Consider the following 17293-nt stretch of genomic DNA (forward strand, 5'->3'; position numbering starts at 1 on the left):
ATTCATAACCCATAACTCATAACTAATTTCGTAAATTAGCCCATATTCAAAAAACTATGATGCTCATTCGATATTTATCACAAATAGGGAAATATTTCCTGATGCTCAAAGAGATTTTCAACAAGCAAACCAAATGGTCTGTAATGCGTAATCTTATCTTTAAAGAAATAGATGATTTAATTATTGATTCGCTTGGTATTGTTGCCTTTATCTCTTTTTTCGTTGGTGGAGTTGTTTCTATTCAAACCGCTTTGAACTTAACCAACCCGTTAATCCCAAAATACCTTATTGGTTTCGCAACCCGTCAATCGGTAATTTTAGAGTTTGCTCCTACTTTTATTTCAGTAATTATGGCTGGAAAAATGGGATCTTTCATTACATCAAGTATTGGAACCATGCGTGTTACCGAACAAATTGATGCTCTGGAAGTGATGGGAGTAAATTCATTAAACTATCTGGTCTTTCCTAAAATTATTGCCTTACTTTTTTACCCATTTGTTATTGGTATTAGTATGTTTTTAGGAGTACTTGGAGGCTGGATTGCTGGAGTTTACGGTGGTTTTACGTCAAGCGCTGAGTTTATTAACGGAGCACAAATGCAGTTTATTCCTTTTCATATTGTATATGCGTTTATCAAAACCATCATTTTTGCGTTATTATTGGCAACAATTCCGTCTTTTCACGGTTATTATATGAAAGGTGGAGCGCTGGAAGTGGGTAAAGCAAGTACTGTATCATTTGTCTGGACATCTGTTTCCATCATACTTTTCAACTACATATTAACCCAATTATTGCTAGGATCATGATAGAAGTAAAAAACGTTGAAAAATCATTTGGCGAAAGCAAAATTTTAAAAGGAGTTAGCACTGTTTTTGAAACAGGAAAAACCAATCTAATTATTGGACAAAGTGGTTCGGGAAAAACAGTATTATTAAAAAGTTTACTTGGAATTCACAAGCCCGAAGTAGGAACTATCTCTTTCGACGGTCGGATTTATTCTGAATTAGACGATGATGAAAAAAGAGAATTACGTACCGAAATAGGAATGGTTTTTCAGGGAAGTGCTCTATTTGATTCGATGACTGTTGCCGAAAACGTAGCTTTTCCTCTGAGAATGTTTACCAATAAAAGTAAACCTGAAATCAAAGAACGCGTTGATTTTGTACTCGAAAGGGTTGCCCTGAAAGACGCTCATCATAAATTGCCTTCGGAAATCTCGGGAGGAATGCAAAAACGTGTTGCCATTGCCCGCGCTATTGTAAACAATCCGAAATATTTATTTTGCGATGAACCCAATTCAGGATTAGACCCGAATACTTCGATATTAATTGATAATTTGATTAAAGAAATTACCGAAGAATACAACATCACTACCGTAATCAATACCCACGACATGAACTCGGTAATGGAAATAGGCGAAAAAATCCTTTTCTTAAAAAACGGCTTAAAAGCCTGGGAAGGAACAAAAGAAGAAATTTTCAAAACGGATAATGAAGCCGTTGTAGCTTTTGTTTATTCTTCTAATCTATTTAAAAAAGTAAGAGAAGCACATTTAAAAGGCTATTAAACCTAAAAAATACTTAAAACAAAAATCCCAAATTCTAACTATACAATATTGGAATTTGGGATTTTTTAATTGTTATTTTAACTGTTAGCATGCTGTGGCAACAATTCAACTTCTGCATTCGGATTGAATAAATACAAGCGCCCTGAGCTTATTTCGAGACACTCAAAACGTTTGGTTCGAACAGCTATTTTCTTAAAAATCTTTCCGTTTTTAATTCTAAAAAAGCTACCGTAGGGAATTTCGAAAACATAATTTTTATCGTTTGCCTTATCAAATTGCTTCAAAGCTAGTGACAAAGTAGTATCGGTATCGCTGCTCGCACTTGGATTTCTAAAATGTCGAGCCAACAAAGGCAATAACTGATTTGGAAAAATTTCCGGTCGAATGTAAGGCACCATCAATTGCTGAAAAACATATTTCCACTCATTTCCATGTGGCTTAATATTGCGACCAAACTTTTCAAAAGCAACCAAATGTGCAATTTCATGAATTAGCGTGATTAAAAATCGGTATTTATTTAAGCTCCCGTTTACGGTAATTTCGTGTTTCCCGCTGAGACCTTTTCGATAATCACCATGACGGGTTGCCCGTTCATTAACTATTTTTAAATGCACACCGTGTTCTACAATCAACTCAAAAACAGGTTTGACTGCATGTTCAGGTAGGTATTTTATTAAAGTGTCGCTCAATTTTAGTCGTGGGTTATGAGTTGAGGGTTATGAGTTAAACTATCGACCGCATAACTCTTAACCAATAACTTTATACTTTTTAAGGATTAGTCGTTGAAACTTCCAATACTTTTCCGTTAAAATATTTATTTCCGTTTAAGGTAAAATCAAAAATGTAGTTTGCCATTCCTTCGGCTGAAATTGGCGCCTGATAACCAGGAAAAGCTTCTTCGAGCATTTCCGTTTGTACTGCACCCAAAGCCAAAACATTGAATGCAATACCGTGTTCTTTGTATTCTTCGGCTAATAATTCTGAAAGTGCTATTACCGCTCCTTTGCTCGAACTGTAAGCTGCTAAGCCCGGAAATTTCAAACTTCCTCGCACTCCACCTATTGAACTGATAGTAACCACATGACTTCCTTTTTGTAAAAACGGAATACAAACGCGGGTTAAATTGGCTACGCCAAAAACATTTACTTTATATACATTTTCAAAATCAGCCTGAGTTAACTGTTCAAAAGGTTTATTAACTAAACTTCCTGCGTTATGAATAACGGCATCTAGCTGTTTCCATTTCGAAGCAAGAAAATCTTCTACTTTCACTAAATCTGATTCATTGGCTAAATCAACCGAAAGACAATTGATATTTTTATGAACTACTAATTCCTGAGGTATTTTTCTTGAAATCGCCAAAACCTGATGCCCTGCATTAGCAAATTGTAAAGCCAATTCAAAACCGATACCGCGACTGGTTCCTGTAATAATAATATTCTTCATAACGCAAAAATAAACAAAAGCTTTTTAGATTAAGAAGTCAATGTTCTTGAAATCACAATTTTTTGAATCTCAGATGTTCCTTCATAAATCTGGGTAATTTTTGCATCACGCATCATACGTTCAACATGATATTCGGCAACATAGCCATTTCCGCCATGAATCTGAACAGCTTCAATGGTTACATCCATAGCAGTTTGAGAAGCAAACAATTTTGCCATTGCTCCCGATTGTGTAATATCCTTTCCGGCATCTTTCTCTGAAGCCGCTTTTAAACACAATAATTTAGCCGCCGAAATTTGGGTTGCCATATCTACTAATTTAAAAGCAATAGCCTGATGTTTGAAAATTTCTTTTCCAAAAGATTCCCGTACATGAGAATATTTCAGTGCTAATTCGTAAGCACCAGTAGCAATTCCTAAAGCCTGAGAAGCAATCCCTATGCGACCGCCGTTAAGAATTTCCATAGCAAAATGGAATCCAAAACCATCCTCACCTATTCTATTTTCTTTGGGCACTTTTACATTAGTAAATAGTAACGAATGCGTATCAGAACCCCGAATTCCCATTTTCTTTTCTTTAGGACCAATCTCAAAACCAGCCCAGCCTTTTTCTACAATAAACGCATTAATTCCTTTATGTCCTTTTTCGGCATCTGTTTGCGCCATTACAATATAAGTTGACGCTGTCGAACCATTAGTAATCCAGTTTTTTGTTCCGTTTAACAAATAATGATCGCCCATATCAATGGCTGTGGTTTTTTGCGAAGTAGCATCAGATCCCGCATTCGGTTCTGATAAACAAAAAGCACCAAGTATCTCTCCTTTTGCCAAAGGCACTAAATATTTTTGTTTTTGTTCTTCGGTACAATATTTTTCTAATCCGGCACAAACCAAAGAATTATTGACCGACATAATCACTGCTGATGAAGCATCTACTTTGGCAATTTCACTCAACACCAAAACATAGGAAACATTATCCATCCCTGAACCTCCGTATTTAGGATCGACCATCATTCCCAGAAATCCTAATTCGGCCATTTTTTTGACTTGATCAGTTGGAAATTTCGAAAACTCATCACGTTCTATCACGCCTGGTAATAATTCATTTTGAGCAAAATCTCTAGCGGCTTGCTGAATCATTTTTTGTTCTTCGGTCAAATTAAAATCCATAATACTACTTTTAATAAATTAAGTCCTTCTAATGATTTTGGACATGAAAATATTTCAAAATTCTACATACAATCTTCGCTTATTGCATTTGTGTTTTCTAAATTTACTTACTTTTATTTAAAAAAAGGAACTTCCTTTTTACTATTTTTAATCGTTTTTTATTTCCAATACATGAACAAAGAATTTTACAACCTAATTGGCGTTATGTCAGGAACTTCGCTTGACGGAGTCGATTTAGCTCATATCCAATTCGAAATAAAAAACAAACAATGGTCTTTTAAAATTCTTGAAAGCGAAACGGTTCCTTACAGTACTGACTGGGTAAACCAATTGAAAACAGCTGTAGATTTTTCGAAAGAAAATCTGGAAATTTTAAATCAAAATTACACCCAACTGCTTTCGAAAATTATTGTCCGTTTTATTGAAAAATACAAAATAAGTAATCTTGATGCCGTTTGTTCTCACGGACATACCATTTTACACCAGCCACAAAATGGCTTCACACTCCAAATAGGAAATCTTCCAGAAATTGCAACTTTGACCCAACAAAAAATAGTTTGCGATTTCAGAATTGAAGATGTGCATTTAGGCGGACAAGGCGCTCCTCTGGTTCCTATTGGTGATCGAATTTTATTTTCTAAATATGATTACTGCATTAATCTTGGGGGGTTTTCGAATATTTCTTTCGAAGAAAACAATCAGAGAATTGCTTTTGATATTTCGCCGGTAAACACCGTTTTGAATTTTTATGCCAATCAGTTAGAATTGAATTATGACAATAAAGGACAAATTTCGAAAACAGGAAAAATCAATACTGAATTATTAAGCGAATTAAATGCTTTAGATTTTTATCAAAAGAAACACCCAAAATCCTTGGGATTCGAATTTGTAAAAGAAGCTGTGTTGCCGCTTATTGAAAAATTTAATATTTCAATCGAAGATAAATTACACACTTTTACGGAACACATTGCTTTGCAAACGGCCTTGGCTTTGCCTACAAAAAAAGGAAGTCTTTTTATAACTGGTGGTGGTGCTTACAATGATTTTCTGATTTCCAGGATTCAGCATTATTTACCTGAAATGGAAATTATCATTCCCGAAAATAAAATTCTGGAATTCAAAGAAGCCTTAATTTTTGCCCTATTGGGCGTATTAAAATTAAGAGACGAAATTAACATACTGAGTTCTGTTACCGGAGCAAAAAATGATCATAGTTCTGGTATAATTTATTCAGCTGATTAAATCTTTATCCATATTCAGTCAACGACTTTTTACTCTTAACAATTTTTAGTAATTTTCAACGTTTTTTAGCAATAGCCTTTTTTTAAAATTAAAAATACCAATGAGTCTCACGATATCACCAGATCAAAAAAAATCATTAACATTGTCTGCAATTATTTATGTGGTCTTATTACTGATTTTATTCTTTATCCGATTTTGGCCTCCATCCAATTTAGACCAGCTTACTGGCGGTGGCGGTGGTGGCGGTGTGACCGTAAATTTTGGAGACAGTGATTTAGGCTCTGGAACCAATTATAAAAGTGAAGTATTAGAAGTAAAAAATCACGCTAAACAAGTTCCGACAAAATCAACTCCTGACGAAGCTATTTTATCACAGGAAAACAGCACCGAAGAAAGTGTAGTGATTCCGCAAAAAGAAAAAACTAAAAAAACGACAGTAGTTGTAAAAAAAGAAGAACCAAAACCTGTAGCGGCAAAACCTAAAGTTTCTAACAGCACTAACAATGCACTATCAAGCATCCTAAAAGGCTCCAATAAAGGTGGCGACGGCGATGACAAAACCGCAGGAAATAAAGGGAAATTGAACGGAAGTTTAAGTTCTAATGACTATTACGGCACTGGAGGTTCCGGAGGCGGAACAGGCGGAGGAAATGGTACCGGAAACGGCACAGGAACAGGCAGTGGCTCTGGTTCAGGAAGCGGAAGCGGTTCAGGAAGTGGATCGGGTAGCGGATATTCTCTTGGAAACAGAAAAGCAATTTCTAAACCTGTACCAAAATACAACTGTAACGAAGAAGGAAAAGTAGTTGTAGAAGTATCTGTAGATCGAAATGGACGCACAATAAACGCTGTTCCTGGCGTAAAAGGAACTACAAATACTGCAAGATGTTTATTAGATCAGGCAAAAATTGCTGCAATGAACACCAGATGGGACGCCAGCGACAACGCGCCTGAAAAGCAAGTAGGTAAAATTATTTATAACTTCAATTTGAATTAATACGACTATCAACATCATAAAAAAGAGCCTCAGTTTCATGAAACTGAGGCTCTTTTTTATCAATACTTTTAGATTTTTAATATATCTAATTCTTAATTCTTAAAAACTATTTAGGACTTGTAGCTATAACAAATTTCAGATTATTTTTTACTCCTATTTGCAACACATCAACTAAATCCTGTACTTGTAAATTAAATGGAATTCTAACAATCACTGTTTGATCTTTTTCCATATCTAATTTAGATAATAAAGTAGTTTCCAGTTCTTCAAAAGGTACAACCTGTTTATCTAAATAGAATTTTTTATCTTCCGTAACAGATAAACTAATGTATTGCTTGTTGGTTTTCTCATTAGACTTCGCCTTAGGCAAGGTCATTTTTATAACATTTGGATTTGCCAAAGTGGATATAATTAAGAAAAATAGCAACAGGAAAAACATAATATCACTCAATGACGAAGTGGCTACTTCAGCATGAAATCTTCTTTTACGTTTTATAGACATAACTTATTTCTTTTGAATAATATTCACAAATTCTAATACCTGCTTTTGGATTTTCAAAGCAAAATTATCAATTCTTCCGTTTAATAAATGGTACCCGCTATAAGCAATAATACCAACAATTAAACCTGCCCCACTACTAATCATTTTCTCGTACAATCCACCAGAAATATTACCAATACTGATATTTTCTGTTACCGAAATACTGTAAAATATTTTAATTACTCCCGAAATCGTTCCTACGAATCCTAATGTTGGTGCAATACCTGCAATAAGTCCTAAATGCCCTAAATGCGTTTCCATTTGAGCAATTTCAATATCGGCAGCACGATCCATATTCGATTCAATTTCAGCAATAGGACGGCCAACTGCCAAAATCCCTTCTCTAATAACATTCCCTGAAGCCGAATCACTTCTTTCAGCAATTGATCTGGCCATATCTAAATTACCTGAATTCAAACTATCTCTCACGTCTCCTAACAAACGCGCATCAATTTTAGAAAACTTACTGATATATAAGTATCTTTCGATAATTAAATAAAAAGTATAAAATAAAAGGATTGCAATTGGGATTAAGAAAAAACCACCTTTAAATATAAATTCCAAAACAGAAATTTCATTATTAGCGGCAATATTTTCAACTACTACACCTGAAGCGGCGTTTGTAAGGGTATCAGCTTGTAATTGTATAAAACTAAACATATTTTATTATTGATTTTTACGAATTAATTCTAAAAATTATTTCAATTTTGCAATCAAAGATACTTTTCGATTTAATATTAAACTACAAAAATCGAAAAATATTTTAAACAACAACAATTTTATCAAAAATGAACTATCAAGAGACCACAGCATGGATGTTTAAACAACTGCCCATGTATCAATTACAAGGTGCTTCGGCTTATAAAAAAGACCTAAAAAATACCCTTTTACTGATGAATCACCTTGGTAATCCACAGGCTGATTTAAAATGCGTTCATGTTGCCGGAACCAATGGAAAAGGCTCTACCTCGCACATGCTGGCTTCTATACTTCAGGAAGCAGGCTACAAGGTAGGACTCTATACTTCGCCTCATTTAAAAGATTATAGGGAGCGAATTAAAATAAATGGCAACCAAATTACCGAAGATTTTGTTTGCGAATTCATCCATTCGAACAAAAGTTTTTTTGAAGCCAATGATGTTAGTTTTTTCGAAATGACTGTTGGATTAGCCTTTTCTTATTTTGCAAAAGAAAAAGTAGATATTGCCATTATTGAAGTGGGAATGGGCGGACGACTTGATGCTACTAACATCATCACACCTTTAGTTTCAGTAATTACTAATATTGGTTTAGATCATACCCAGTTTCTTGGAAATACGCTCGAATTAATCGCTGCTGAAAAAGCAGGAATTATTAAGCCCGAAATCCCGGTGATTATTGGCGAATATACAACTGAAACAAAACCAGTTTTCGAAGCAAAAGCTAAAGAAAACAATTCTGAAATTTATTTTGCTGCTGATATAATTACCGAAAATCTGCCTTCTGATTTAATTGGGGATTATCAAAAACACAATAAAAAAACAGTTTTACAAACTATAAAAGTTTTAAATAATAATACTGATTTTAATATCAGCCAAAGCAATATCGAATCTGGTCTTTTGAATGTGGTGAAAAACACAGGACTTCTAGGAAGATGGCAACAATTAGGTGAGTCTCCAAAAATAATTTGCGACACCGCACACAACAAAAATGGACTGGAAATAGTGTTAAACCAAATTCAGAAAGAAAAATTCAATCAATTACATATTGTTTTAGGCGTTGTAAACGATAAAGATTTGGACGAAGTATTGCCATTATTTCCTAAAAATGCCATTTATTACTTTTGCAAACCCAATATTCCTCGCGGACTTGAAGCTTTGACATTAAAAGAAAAGGCGGCACATTACGGCTTAAAAGGATCAATATTACATTCTGTTCCAGAAGCTTACAAAAAAGCAAAAGAATTAGCCACGGCTGACGATTTTATTTACATTGGAGGAAGTACCTTTGTAGTTGCAGAAATTTTATAAAAAAGCTTTCAGATTCAAAAAATACCTGTATATTTGCATCCGTATTGAAAATAACATTTCAGCACAAGATAAAAGGGCGATTAGCTCAGCTGGTTCAGAGCACCTCGTTTACACCGAGGGGGTCGGGGGTTCGAACCCCTCATCGCCCACCACTTTTATCAAAACATCCTGATAAGAAAATATTATCGGGCGATTAGCTCAGCTGGTTCAGAGCACCTCGTTTACACCGAGGGGGTCGGGGGTTCGAACCCCTCATCGCCCACCAAGAAACTCCTTAAGCAATTAAGGAGTTTTTTTTATATATTACTCTAGTAAATAACCCTGAGCCAATTGTTGAAATTCAATAATTTGTTCTTTTTCCCAATCAATATTTTTACCCAATAAAGAAGCAATAATACTCGCTACAATTGGCGCTGACGCTATTGCTACTCTGGCATCAAGAAAAAGCAATCTGATTCTTCTGGCTAAAACATCTTCAACCGTTAATGCCATTTCGTTTTTTACCGCCCAAACTACTTCTGCTTTAGTATAAGGATACAACGGATGAATTTTTTCAGACAAAGAACTATCTTCAATAATCAACTGCTCAATTAAAATAGCATCTGATCCATAAATAGCCAAATGAGAATTTGATTTCGTTTTTATATAACCATGAATTTTTAAATGCCTGGTTTTACAACGAACAGTATTTAAATTAGAAACCCGTATCGCTTTATCAATAGTTTGTTCTGCCATTTTTCGATACGTAGTCCACTTTCCTCCCGTTACATTTACCAAACCAGACGACAGCACATTAATACTATGCTCCCTTGACAACAAAGCTGTTTTTTGCTCAACACCTGCTTTTACTAACGGACGCAATCCCACAAAAACACTATTTATATCACTATAATTTATTTTCTGTTTTGAATACTTATTAAAATGATTAACAATAAAAAGTATTTCTTCTTCCAAAGGTGTAGGTTCTAACAACACTTCTCTTACTGGCGTATCAGTCGTTCCTAATACTAATTTATCATGCCAGGGAATCACAAATAAAACCCTGCCATCAGCTGTTTTAGGAATTAACATTGCCGATAATCCTTCAAAATATTTTTTATTAATTACAAGATGAATTCCTTGCGACGTCGCAATAGTTTCTTTAGAATGTCCTTCGGATTTTTGTAAAATAGCATCCGCAAAAACTCCTGTTGCATTAATGACCGATTTTGCTTTTACCCTAAATTCTTCGTTTGACAATTCATCTTTAGTTATCAAACCAATTATCTTATCGTCCTGTTTTATAAAATCAGTAACTCCACAATAATTCAACACTACAACACCATGCTCAGTAGCAGTTTGAGCCATATTAATAGCTAGTCGACTGTCATCAAATTGTCCATCATAATACAAGACACCTCCTTTTAGATTTTTCGAATCTAAGTCAGGCAAATAATATAAAGTTTCTTTTTTAGAAAGTATTTTTGTTTTCCCCAGACTGAATTTAGCCGATAAAAATTCGTAAATCCATAATCCAAAACCATAATACAACTTATCCCACCACGAATATACAGGAACAACAAAACCTAAAGTATGACAGACATGTGGTGCATTTCTCAACATCCGACCACGCTCCAGCAAAGCTTCCCGAACCAAATGAATATTTCCCTGAGCCAGATAACGAACCCCGCCATGAACTAATTTTGTGGAACGACTGGAAGTTCCTTTGGCAAAATCATATTTTTCCAAAAGCAACGTCTTAAATCCACGGCTTGCAGCATCTACAGCACAACCTAAACCAGTTGCTCCTCCACCAATTATTACAATATCAAATTCAGCACTTTCACGAAGTTGCTTTAAATTCCCTTCTCTATCCATCAAAAAAATAACTTTAGACTCACAGCTGTATTTACAACTACAAGTCTAAAGTTAACTTTTATAACGGAATTAGCTTATTATTCTTTTTTAAACTTTCGAAAAAACTAATCTTATTTTATATAATCTAACGTTCGCTCTAAAGCCATACCTCTTGAACCTTTTATCAATACAGTGCTATTTTCGAATTTTATATCTTTCAAAGATTCCGAAAAAGAGTCAAAACTTTCGAAAAAGTAAAAATTTTCTTTTGCAACTTTACATTCGAAAAAAGCTTTTCCAACAAAATAACACTTTACTTCATCTTCATTAAGCAACGAATTCACCAAAGCAGCATGCTCAGAATGACTTTCATCGCCCAATTCAAACATATCTCCCAGAATCATTATTTTATTTGGTTTTTCTAATTGTAAAAAGTTAGTAATCGCCACTGCCATACTACTTGGATTCGCATTATATGCATCCAGAATTATTTCATTCCCTCCCTTATTCAACAACTGAGATCTATTATTTTCCGGAATATAACTTTCTAAAGCTTCTTTGATATCCTCATCAGCAACTTCAAAATACTTTCCTATAGTCAAAGCTGCATTGATATTATTTGCATTATACAAACCTATCAAATGAGTTTTGATTTGAAGCGAATCAAAACCTATTTCGACAAAAGGATTTGCTTTAACTTCAGAAATCTTAACATTGGCTTTTTCTTTATCTACTCCAAAAGAATAATGTTTCAGTACTTTTGATTTCTCAACCTGAATAGGATCCTCCAGATTAATAAAAGCCAATTTATCATTTTTGGCAAGATATTGATACATTTCACTTTTCCCTATAACAACTCCTTCAACTCCACCAAAACCTTCAAGATGTGCTTTACCAAAATTAGTAATATAACCAAAATCCGGCTGGGCAATTTCACAAAGAAACTCGATTTCTTTTTTATGATTAGCTCCCATCTCGACAATTCCCATTTCAGTATTTTCATCAAAAGACAACAACGTTAAAGGAACTCCGATATGGTTATTAAAATTACCAACAGTGGCTTTCGTTTTAAACTTTTTAGCCAAAACTACATTAATTAACTCTTTGGTTGTCGTTTTTCCGTTACTTCCTGTCAGAGAAACAATAGGCAATTTTAAATAATTTCTATGAAACTTAGCCAATTCCTGCAAAGCAACCAAACTGTCCTTTACCAAAACAGTCCTATTATCAATATGATAATCTTCATTGTCAATAATTACATACGAAGCACCTTTTTCTAAGGCTTCTGCAGCAAATGTATTCGCATCAAATCGTTCGCCTTTAATGGCAACAAACAATGATTTTTCCTGAATTTTTCGAGTATCTATCGAAACTCCTGAACATTTTAAAAATAAACTATGAATGTAACTGATATCCATACAAAAATGATTTAAAAAAAGAAAAGCCCTAATGAAAGGGCTTTTAATCTATTATGTTTTAGAAATTAATTTCTTGGTGTTTTCTTTTTATCTGCTTTAGGACCAACTCTAGACATTGCACATCTAAATCCGATGTAATCTGTTGCCATATCCTGAGGAAAATACCTTCTTTGAGCCGGATCTAACCAATAAGCTCTGTCTCTCCAGGAACCACCTTTGTAAACTCTGATTTTATCATCAATTAAAGTAGTTCTTTTACTAGATCTATCGTATTTTCTTACCATTTGTCCTAAACTATCCGTAGTTACATTATGCTTAGGAGAATTATACATTTTTTCGATATCTTTTTCTTTTTCGCTATCCGCTTCAGAAGAACCAAAATTATAAAATCTTGAAGATTGCTTATCTCCATCTCTATAATTAATATTGTTACTCTTATCGAAGTTTTGTCTCAAATAAGTTTCTTTTTCATCAACAGGAACCTGAGCAATCTGACCGGGGAAATTTCTAGCTATGATTTTACCATTACTTAAAGTATCATATTTCATATTCTCTTTAGTAACAATTTCCATTTTTCCATCGGCACCAATTTTATTTTTGGTATATAAATTCCCTCTGAAATAGTTAAAATCATTCATTTCATTATCTATAATTGGTCTGTAAACATCGGCAACCCATTCGGCAACGTTTCCAGCCATATCATACAATCCAAAATCATTCGGCGCATACGATTTTACCGCATTTGTAATATCTGCCCCATCATCTGACCAACCTGCAATTCCACCATAATCACCATTTCCTTGTTTGAAATTGGCTAACTGATCTCCTTTTGACTGTCTTTTTCCTGAACGGGTATATTCGCCTGACCAAGGATATTTTTTCTGTCCTTTATAAGTATTATATTCTCTTTGTCCTACATCGGCAGCAGCAGCATATTCCCATTCAGCTTCTGTTGGCAATCTGTATTCCGGCATAATAATTCCGGAAGAACGTTGTGCATACACCCCTTTTGCTTCAGATGCACTTCCATCTTTAGATTTTACCGCTCTTCCTTTTGATTTTTGCAATACAATTTCTGAACTTCCACCACGAGCAGTTGATGGAGACATTAAATAAGCTTCAGTATTAAATGCATTGTCAGCATTTACATCATCTGTTTTTGCATTCTTTTTCAAATAACCGTTTTTTTCTAAGATAGCTTCGTTGACACGGTCTGTTCTCCATTTTGCAAAATCAACCGCCTGAATCCAGTTTACACCTACAACAGGATAATTTGCATAAGCCGGATGTCTTAAATAGTTATTTGTCATGGTTTCGTTATACCCTAATCGGTTTCTCCAAACCAATGTATCAGGCACAACACCATCATAAACTCCTTTATATTCGTCTGGTGAAAAAACTGATTTTACCCAGTCTAAATATTCCAGATACATAAAATTAGTTACCTCAGTTTCATCCATGTAAAAAGACTGAACGTGTTGTTGTGTTGGCGTATTATTCCAATCATGCATTACATCATCCTGAACTTTTCCCATTGTAAATGTACCACCTTCAACAAAAACTAATCCCGGACCCGCTTCTTGTTTTTTAGCAGCTTGCACTTTCTTACTATCTACATTCCAACCTGTTGCTCTCGAAGTTCCTTTAGAACTAGATTTTTTACTACAGCTAGCAAAACCTAAAGTTACAATCACTGACAACACTAATCGAAAAACTGTAATTTTATTTACTTTCATACTATTCACTAAGGTAATATTTACGTGTGCAATATAATAATTAACGATTAACCTGCAATATCATTTAAATAATTATATACTGCTTATTTCTTCAAATTTAACGCAAATTTATACTATTTATTATTTATTTAGATACTTAATGCTTTTTTTTTACTCATTTGGATTTTCATGTAACAAAAGCAACAAATTCTATTCATTTTTCACCTTAATATTCATTTATACCAAAGACATTTACAAGAAGAAATTACTTAATTGACAAACACAATATTAACTTAAAACAACAGTTATAATTAATTATCATTTCACACTAACACCTTAAAAACAAGCTCGAAAACACTATTTTTTCAAACAAAGAAGCAAAGAAGCAGAAAAACTTGCAACTTTTTAATAAAACACTATATTTGTTCAATCAATTTTTTATTCATCAATGAAAAAAACAATACTTCTAACCATTTCTTTGTTTTCTATTTCGCTGATTCATGCTCAACAAGAAAGAGTCATTACAACAGCCGTTCCTTTCTTATCTGTTAGCGCTGATGCGAGAGCCGCAGGTATGGGTGACATGGGAGTAGCTACATCTGCAGATGCTTTTTCTCAGCAGTGGAATCCCGCTAAATATGCTTTTTCGATAGACAAACAAGGAGTCAGCGTAAGTTATACACCATATTTAACCGGACTTGCTAACGACATTTCATTAGGACAATTTACCTATTACAATAAAATTTCTGACCGAAGTGCTTTTGCGGCCAGCCTTCGTTATTTTGGTTTTGGAGATATTGAATTACGCCAAACAGGAGAAATAGACGAAAACTTCCCAATAGTTGCCCCTAACGAATTTGCACTGGATGGTTCCTATTCATTAAAACTAAGCGAAAAATTCTCGATGGCAGTAGGCGCAAGATTCATTCGCTCTAATTTAAAAGTTGCTACAGGACCTGGAGATGCCACAGCAGCCAACTCTTTTGCAGTGGACATTGCCGGATTTTATCAGTCTGAAGAAATTGCATACAATAAATTTAACGGTAGATGGAGAGCCGGTTTTAACATCCAAAATCTTGGACCAAAAATTAGCTATGATAATGATGATATCAGCACTAACTTTTTACCTGCCAATTTAAAATTAGGAGGAGGATTTGATTTCATCTTAGACGATTACAATAAATTAGGAGTAACTATCGAAGCAAGCAAACTTCTGGTTCCTACTCCAAAAGTAGGTTATAATAACGGAGCATATAGCGGTTCAGACATGAACGGTGACGGCACTGTTGACGAAACCGACTACAATCTTGCAAATAACGAATACCGAAGAACAAGCTGGGTTTCCGGAGTTTTTAAATCATTTGGAGATGCACCAAACGGATTTAGCGAAGAATTAAAAGAAGTTATCTATTCAGCAGGTGCTGAGTATTCTTACCAAGAAGCTTTTGCAATGCGATTAGGATACCATCATGAAAACATGGCAAAAAGCGGATTAAGATATTTCACTCTGGGAGCCGGATTCAAATACTCAGCCGTAAAAATAGACGTTTCTTATTTATTTTCAGCATCTAAAATTCCAAATCCTTTAGAAAACACCTTACGTTTTTCACTAACATTTAATTTTGGAGACAAGTACGAAGAGTATTAATTTCAAAAATTCAAAATAATATAAAATCCAAATTTCATTGAATTGAAATTTGGATTTTTTTTACTCAAAACACAATGGAAGAAATTATCATATCAAGTAAATTTATCGCTTACAATAACACCGACGAATTACCAAACCAAACCCAGAATCTCTTTAAACAAGCAACACTAGCTCAAAAAAATGCGCACGCTCCTTATTCGAAATTTAGAGTTGGAGCCGCTATTTTATTAGACAATGGAGAAATTATTTTGGGAAGTAATCAGGAAAATGCCGCTTATCCGTCGGGACTTTGTGCCGAAAGAGTCGCATTATATCAAGCCGCATCCAATTATCCGGAAGCTAAAATTTTAGAAATTGTTATAACAGCCGCTCCCGAAGCCACTGGCATTGCTTCACCCATCCCTCCCTGCGGATCATGCAGACAATCTATTGCCGAATATGAAACCAAACAAGAGACTCCAATTGCAATTTATTTTATGGGCGAAAAGGGCAAAATCTACAAATCGGAGTCTTTAAAAAACCTGCTACCTTTAATATTTAACAAAAAACTGCTCTAATAAAACTAAAAATTAGCTTTATAATTTTAGTTCTTAGATGGAATGTCCTATTTTTGCATTTCGCAAATTCGACCATATAAAATCAATTTGCAAAAAAGTACTAATTGACAACACAATAAAAACTTTAGTAAAAGAACACTTGAGATGAAAGAAGTTACAAAAGAAGTATATTTAAAGTGGTATGAAGACATGCTGCTTTGGAGAAAGTTTGAGGATAAACTAGCTGCATTATACATACAACAAAAAGTTAGAGGTTTTCTACATTTATATAATGGTCAAGAAGCCGTACTTGCTGGAGCATTGCATGCAATGGATTTAACCAAAGACAAAATGATTACTGCTTACAGAAACCACGTTCAGCCAATTGGTATGGGTGTAGATCCTAGACGCGTAATGGCTGAATTGCTTGGAAAAGCAACAGGAACTTCTAAAGGAATGGGTGGTTCAATGCACATTTTCTCAAAAGAGCACCGTTTTTATGGTGGACACGGTATCGTAGGAGGTCAAATTCCAGTAGGTGCAGGTCTGGCTTTTGGAGATAAATACTTCAATACAGGAGGAGTTACAATGACCTATTTTGGTGATGGAGCTGCTCGTCAAGGTTCATTACATGAAGCTTTCAACATGGCTATGCTATGGAAATTGCCAGTTGTTTTTATTGTAGAGAACAATGGTTACGCTATGGGAACTTCAGTAGAAAGAACTGCAAACCATACAGATATATGGAAATTAGGTTTAGGATACGAAATGCCTTGCGGACCAGTTGACGGAATGAACCCGGTAAAAGTTGCCGAAGCAATGCACGAAGCTATCGAAAGAGCCCGTCGTGGTGACGGACCAACTTTCTTAGAAATGAAAACATACCGTTACAGAGGACACTCTATGTCTGATGCACAATTATACCGTTCTAAAGAAGAAGTAGAAGAATACAAAAAAATTGACCCTATTACTCAGGTATTAGACATCATTAAAGATAAAAAATACGCTACAGATGCTGAAATTGAAGCTATCGACGAAAGAGTAAAAAATCTGGTTCAGGAATGTGTTGATTTTGCTGAATCTTCTCCATACCCAGAATTGGAACAATTATACGACGTAGTATACGCACAAGAAGATTATCCATTTACACCTCATAAACTATAAAAATA

16 protein-coding genes and 2 tRNA genes are annotated in these 17293 nt (G+C 34.6%); 10 read left to right on the plus strand and 8 right to left on the minus strand.

Annotation, left to right across the window (positions count from 1 at the left end; translation table 11 throughout):
- Positions 1–56 precede the first annotated feature (56 nt).
- Positions 57–806: an MlaE family ABC transporter permease gene (locus FEM21_RS07615; protein ID WP_035659288.1), complete on the plus strand. Its 750-nt coding sequence runs from the start codon at positions 57–59 to the stop codon at positions 804–806.
- Entirely contained in the window at positions 803–1567 is a 765-nt protein-coding gene (locus tag FEM21_RS07620) for an ABC transporter ATP-binding protein (protein WP_035659289.1), read from the plus strand. The genes FEM21_RS07615 and FEM21_RS07620 overlap by 4 nt, the downstream gene beginning before the upstream one ends.
- A gap of 77 nt (positions 1568–1644) precedes the next feature.
- Here the strand turns inward: FEM21_RS07620 and FEM21_RS07625 are convergent, their stop codons facing one another.
- The 3 genes from FEM21_RS07625 to FEM21_RS07635 all read right to left on the minus strand — a co-directional run bounded on the left by FEM21_RS07625 (position 1645) and on the right by FEM21_RS07635 (position 4182).
- Entirely contained in the window at positions 1645–2256 is a 612-nt protein-coding gene (locus FEM21_RS07625; RefSeq protein WP_035659291.1) for a SprT-like domain-containing protein, read from the minus strand.
- A 79-nt stretch (positions 2257–2335) separates the two neighbouring features.
- On the minus strand, positions 2336–3013 hold the full coding sequence (locus FEM21_RS07630; RefSeq protein ID WP_035659293.1) for an SDR family NAD(P)-dependent oxidoreductase: 678 nt from the start codon (positions 3011–3013) through the stop codon (positions 2336–2338).
- Positions 3014–3042: 29 nt separating this feature from the next.
- Positions 3043–4182 carry an acyl-CoA dehydrogenase gene (locus FEM21_RS07635; RefSeq protein ID WP_035659294.1) on the minus strand — a complete coding sequence of 380 codons (1140 nt, stop codon included), beginning with the start codon at positions 4180–4182 and terminating at the stop codon, positions 3043–3045.
- A gap of 171 nt (positions 4183–4353) precedes the next feature.
- Between FEM21_RS07635 and FEM21_RS07640 the strand changes: the two genes are divergently transcribed.
- On the plus strand, positions 4354–5424 hold the full coding sequence (locus FEM21_RS07640; RefSeq protein ID WP_035659325.1) for an anhydro-N-acetylmuramic acid kinase: 1071 nt from the start codon (positions 4354–4356) through the stop codon (positions 5422–5424).
- Positions 5425–5524: 100 nt separating this feature from the next.
- Positions 5525–6421: an energy transducer TonB gene (locus FEM21_RS07645; RefSeq protein ID WP_035659296.1), complete on the plus strand. Its 897-nt coding sequence runs from the start codon at positions 5525–5527 to the stop codon at positions 6419–6421.
- Between the two features lie 106 nt (positions 6422–6527).
- Here the strand turns inward: FEM21_RS07645 and FEM21_RS07650 are convergent, their stop codons facing one another.
- A complete protein-coding gene (locus tag FEM21_RS07650; RefSeq protein ID WP_035659297.1) occupies positions 6528–6923 on the minus strand; it encodes an ExbD/TolR family protein in 396 nt (131 codons plus the stop codon).
- A 3-nt stretch (positions 6924–6926) separates the two neighbouring features.
- Entirely contained in the window at positions 6927–7622 is a 696-nt protein-coding gene (locus FEM21_RS07655) for a MotA/TolQ/ExbB proton channel family protein (protein WP_035659299.1), read from the minus strand.
- A gap of 128 nt (positions 7623–7750) precedes the next feature.
- On the opposite strand from FEM21_RS07655, the gene FEM21_RS07660 reads away from it, so the two are divergent.
- The 3 genes from FEM21_RS07660 (at position 7751) to FEM21_RS07670 (ending at position 9236) form a co-directional block, all read left to right on the plus strand.
- On the plus strand, positions 7751–8971 hold the full coding sequence (locus FEM21_RS07660) for a bifunctional folylpolyglutamate synthase/dihydrofolate synthase (RefSeq protein WP_035659300.1): 1221 nt from the start codon (positions 7751–7753) through the stop codon (positions 8969–8971).
- Positions 8972–9045: 74 nt separating this feature from the next.
- Positions 9046–9123, plus strand: a tRNA-Val gene (locus FEM21_RS07665).
- Between the two features lie 35 nt (positions 9124–9158).
- Positions 9159–9236, plus strand: a tRNA-Val gene (locus FEM21_RS07670).
- Positions 9237–9274: 38 nt separating this feature from the next.
- On the opposite strand, the gene FEM21_RS07675 is transcribed toward FEM21_RS07670, so the two are convergent.
- The 3 genes from FEM21_RS07675 to gldJ all read right to left on the minus strand — a co-directional run bounded on the left by FEM21_RS07675 (position 9275) and on the right by gldJ (position 13961).
- Positions 9275–10828, minus strand: a complete 1554-nt coding sequence (locus FEM21_RS07675) for a glycerol-3-phosphate dehydrogenase/oxidase (RefSeq protein WP_035659301.1) — start codon at positions 10826–10828, stop codon at positions 9275–9277.
- A 110-nt stretch (positions 10829–10938) separates the two neighbouring features.
- Positions 10939–12225 (minus strand): UDP-N-acetylmuramoyl-tripeptide--D-alanyl-D-alanine ligase, encoded by a 1287-nt coding sequence (locus FEM21_RS07680; RefSeq protein ID WP_035659302.1) that lies wholly within the window; start codon positions 12223–12225, stop codon positions 10939–10941.
- 65 nt (positions 12226–12290) lie between these two features.
- A complete protein-coding gene (gldJ, locus tag FEM21_RS07685) occupies positions 12291–13961 on the minus strand; it encodes a gliding motility lipoprotein GldJ (RefSeq protein ID WP_035659304.1) in 1671 nt (556 codons plus the stop codon).
- Between the two features lie 427 nt (positions 13962–14388).
- On the opposite strand from gldJ, the gene porV reads away from it, so the two are divergent.
- From porV to pdhA, 3 genes are all read left to right on the plus strand, one after another.
- Complete coding sequence (gene porV / locus FEM21_RS07690; protein ID WP_035659305.1) at positions 14389–15588, plus strand: type IX secretion system outer membrane channel protein PorV; 1200 nt, start codon at positions 14389–14391, stop codon at positions 15586–15588.
- 74 nt (positions 15589–15662) lie between these two features.
- Positions 15663–16145, plus strand: coding sequence for a cytidine deaminase (cdd, locus tag FEM21_RS07695; protein ID WP_035659307.1), 483 nt, complete (start codon positions 15663–15665; stop codon positions 16143–16145).
- A 144-nt stretch (positions 16146–16289) separates the two neighbouring features.
- A complete protein-coding gene (pdhA, locus tag FEM21_RS07700; RefSeq protein ID WP_035659309.1) occupies positions 16290–17288 on the plus strand; it encodes a pyruvate dehydrogenase (acetyl-transferring) E1 component subunit alpha in 999 nt (332 codons plus the stop codon).
- Positions 17289–17293 lie beyond the last annotated feature (5 nt).

The organism is Flavobacterium seoulense (assembly GCF_000695795.1).
In the GTDB taxonomy this organism is placed as follows: domain Bacteria; phylum Bacteroidota; class Bacteroidia; order Flavobacteriales; family Flavobacteriaceae; genus Flavobacterium; species Flavobacterium seoulense.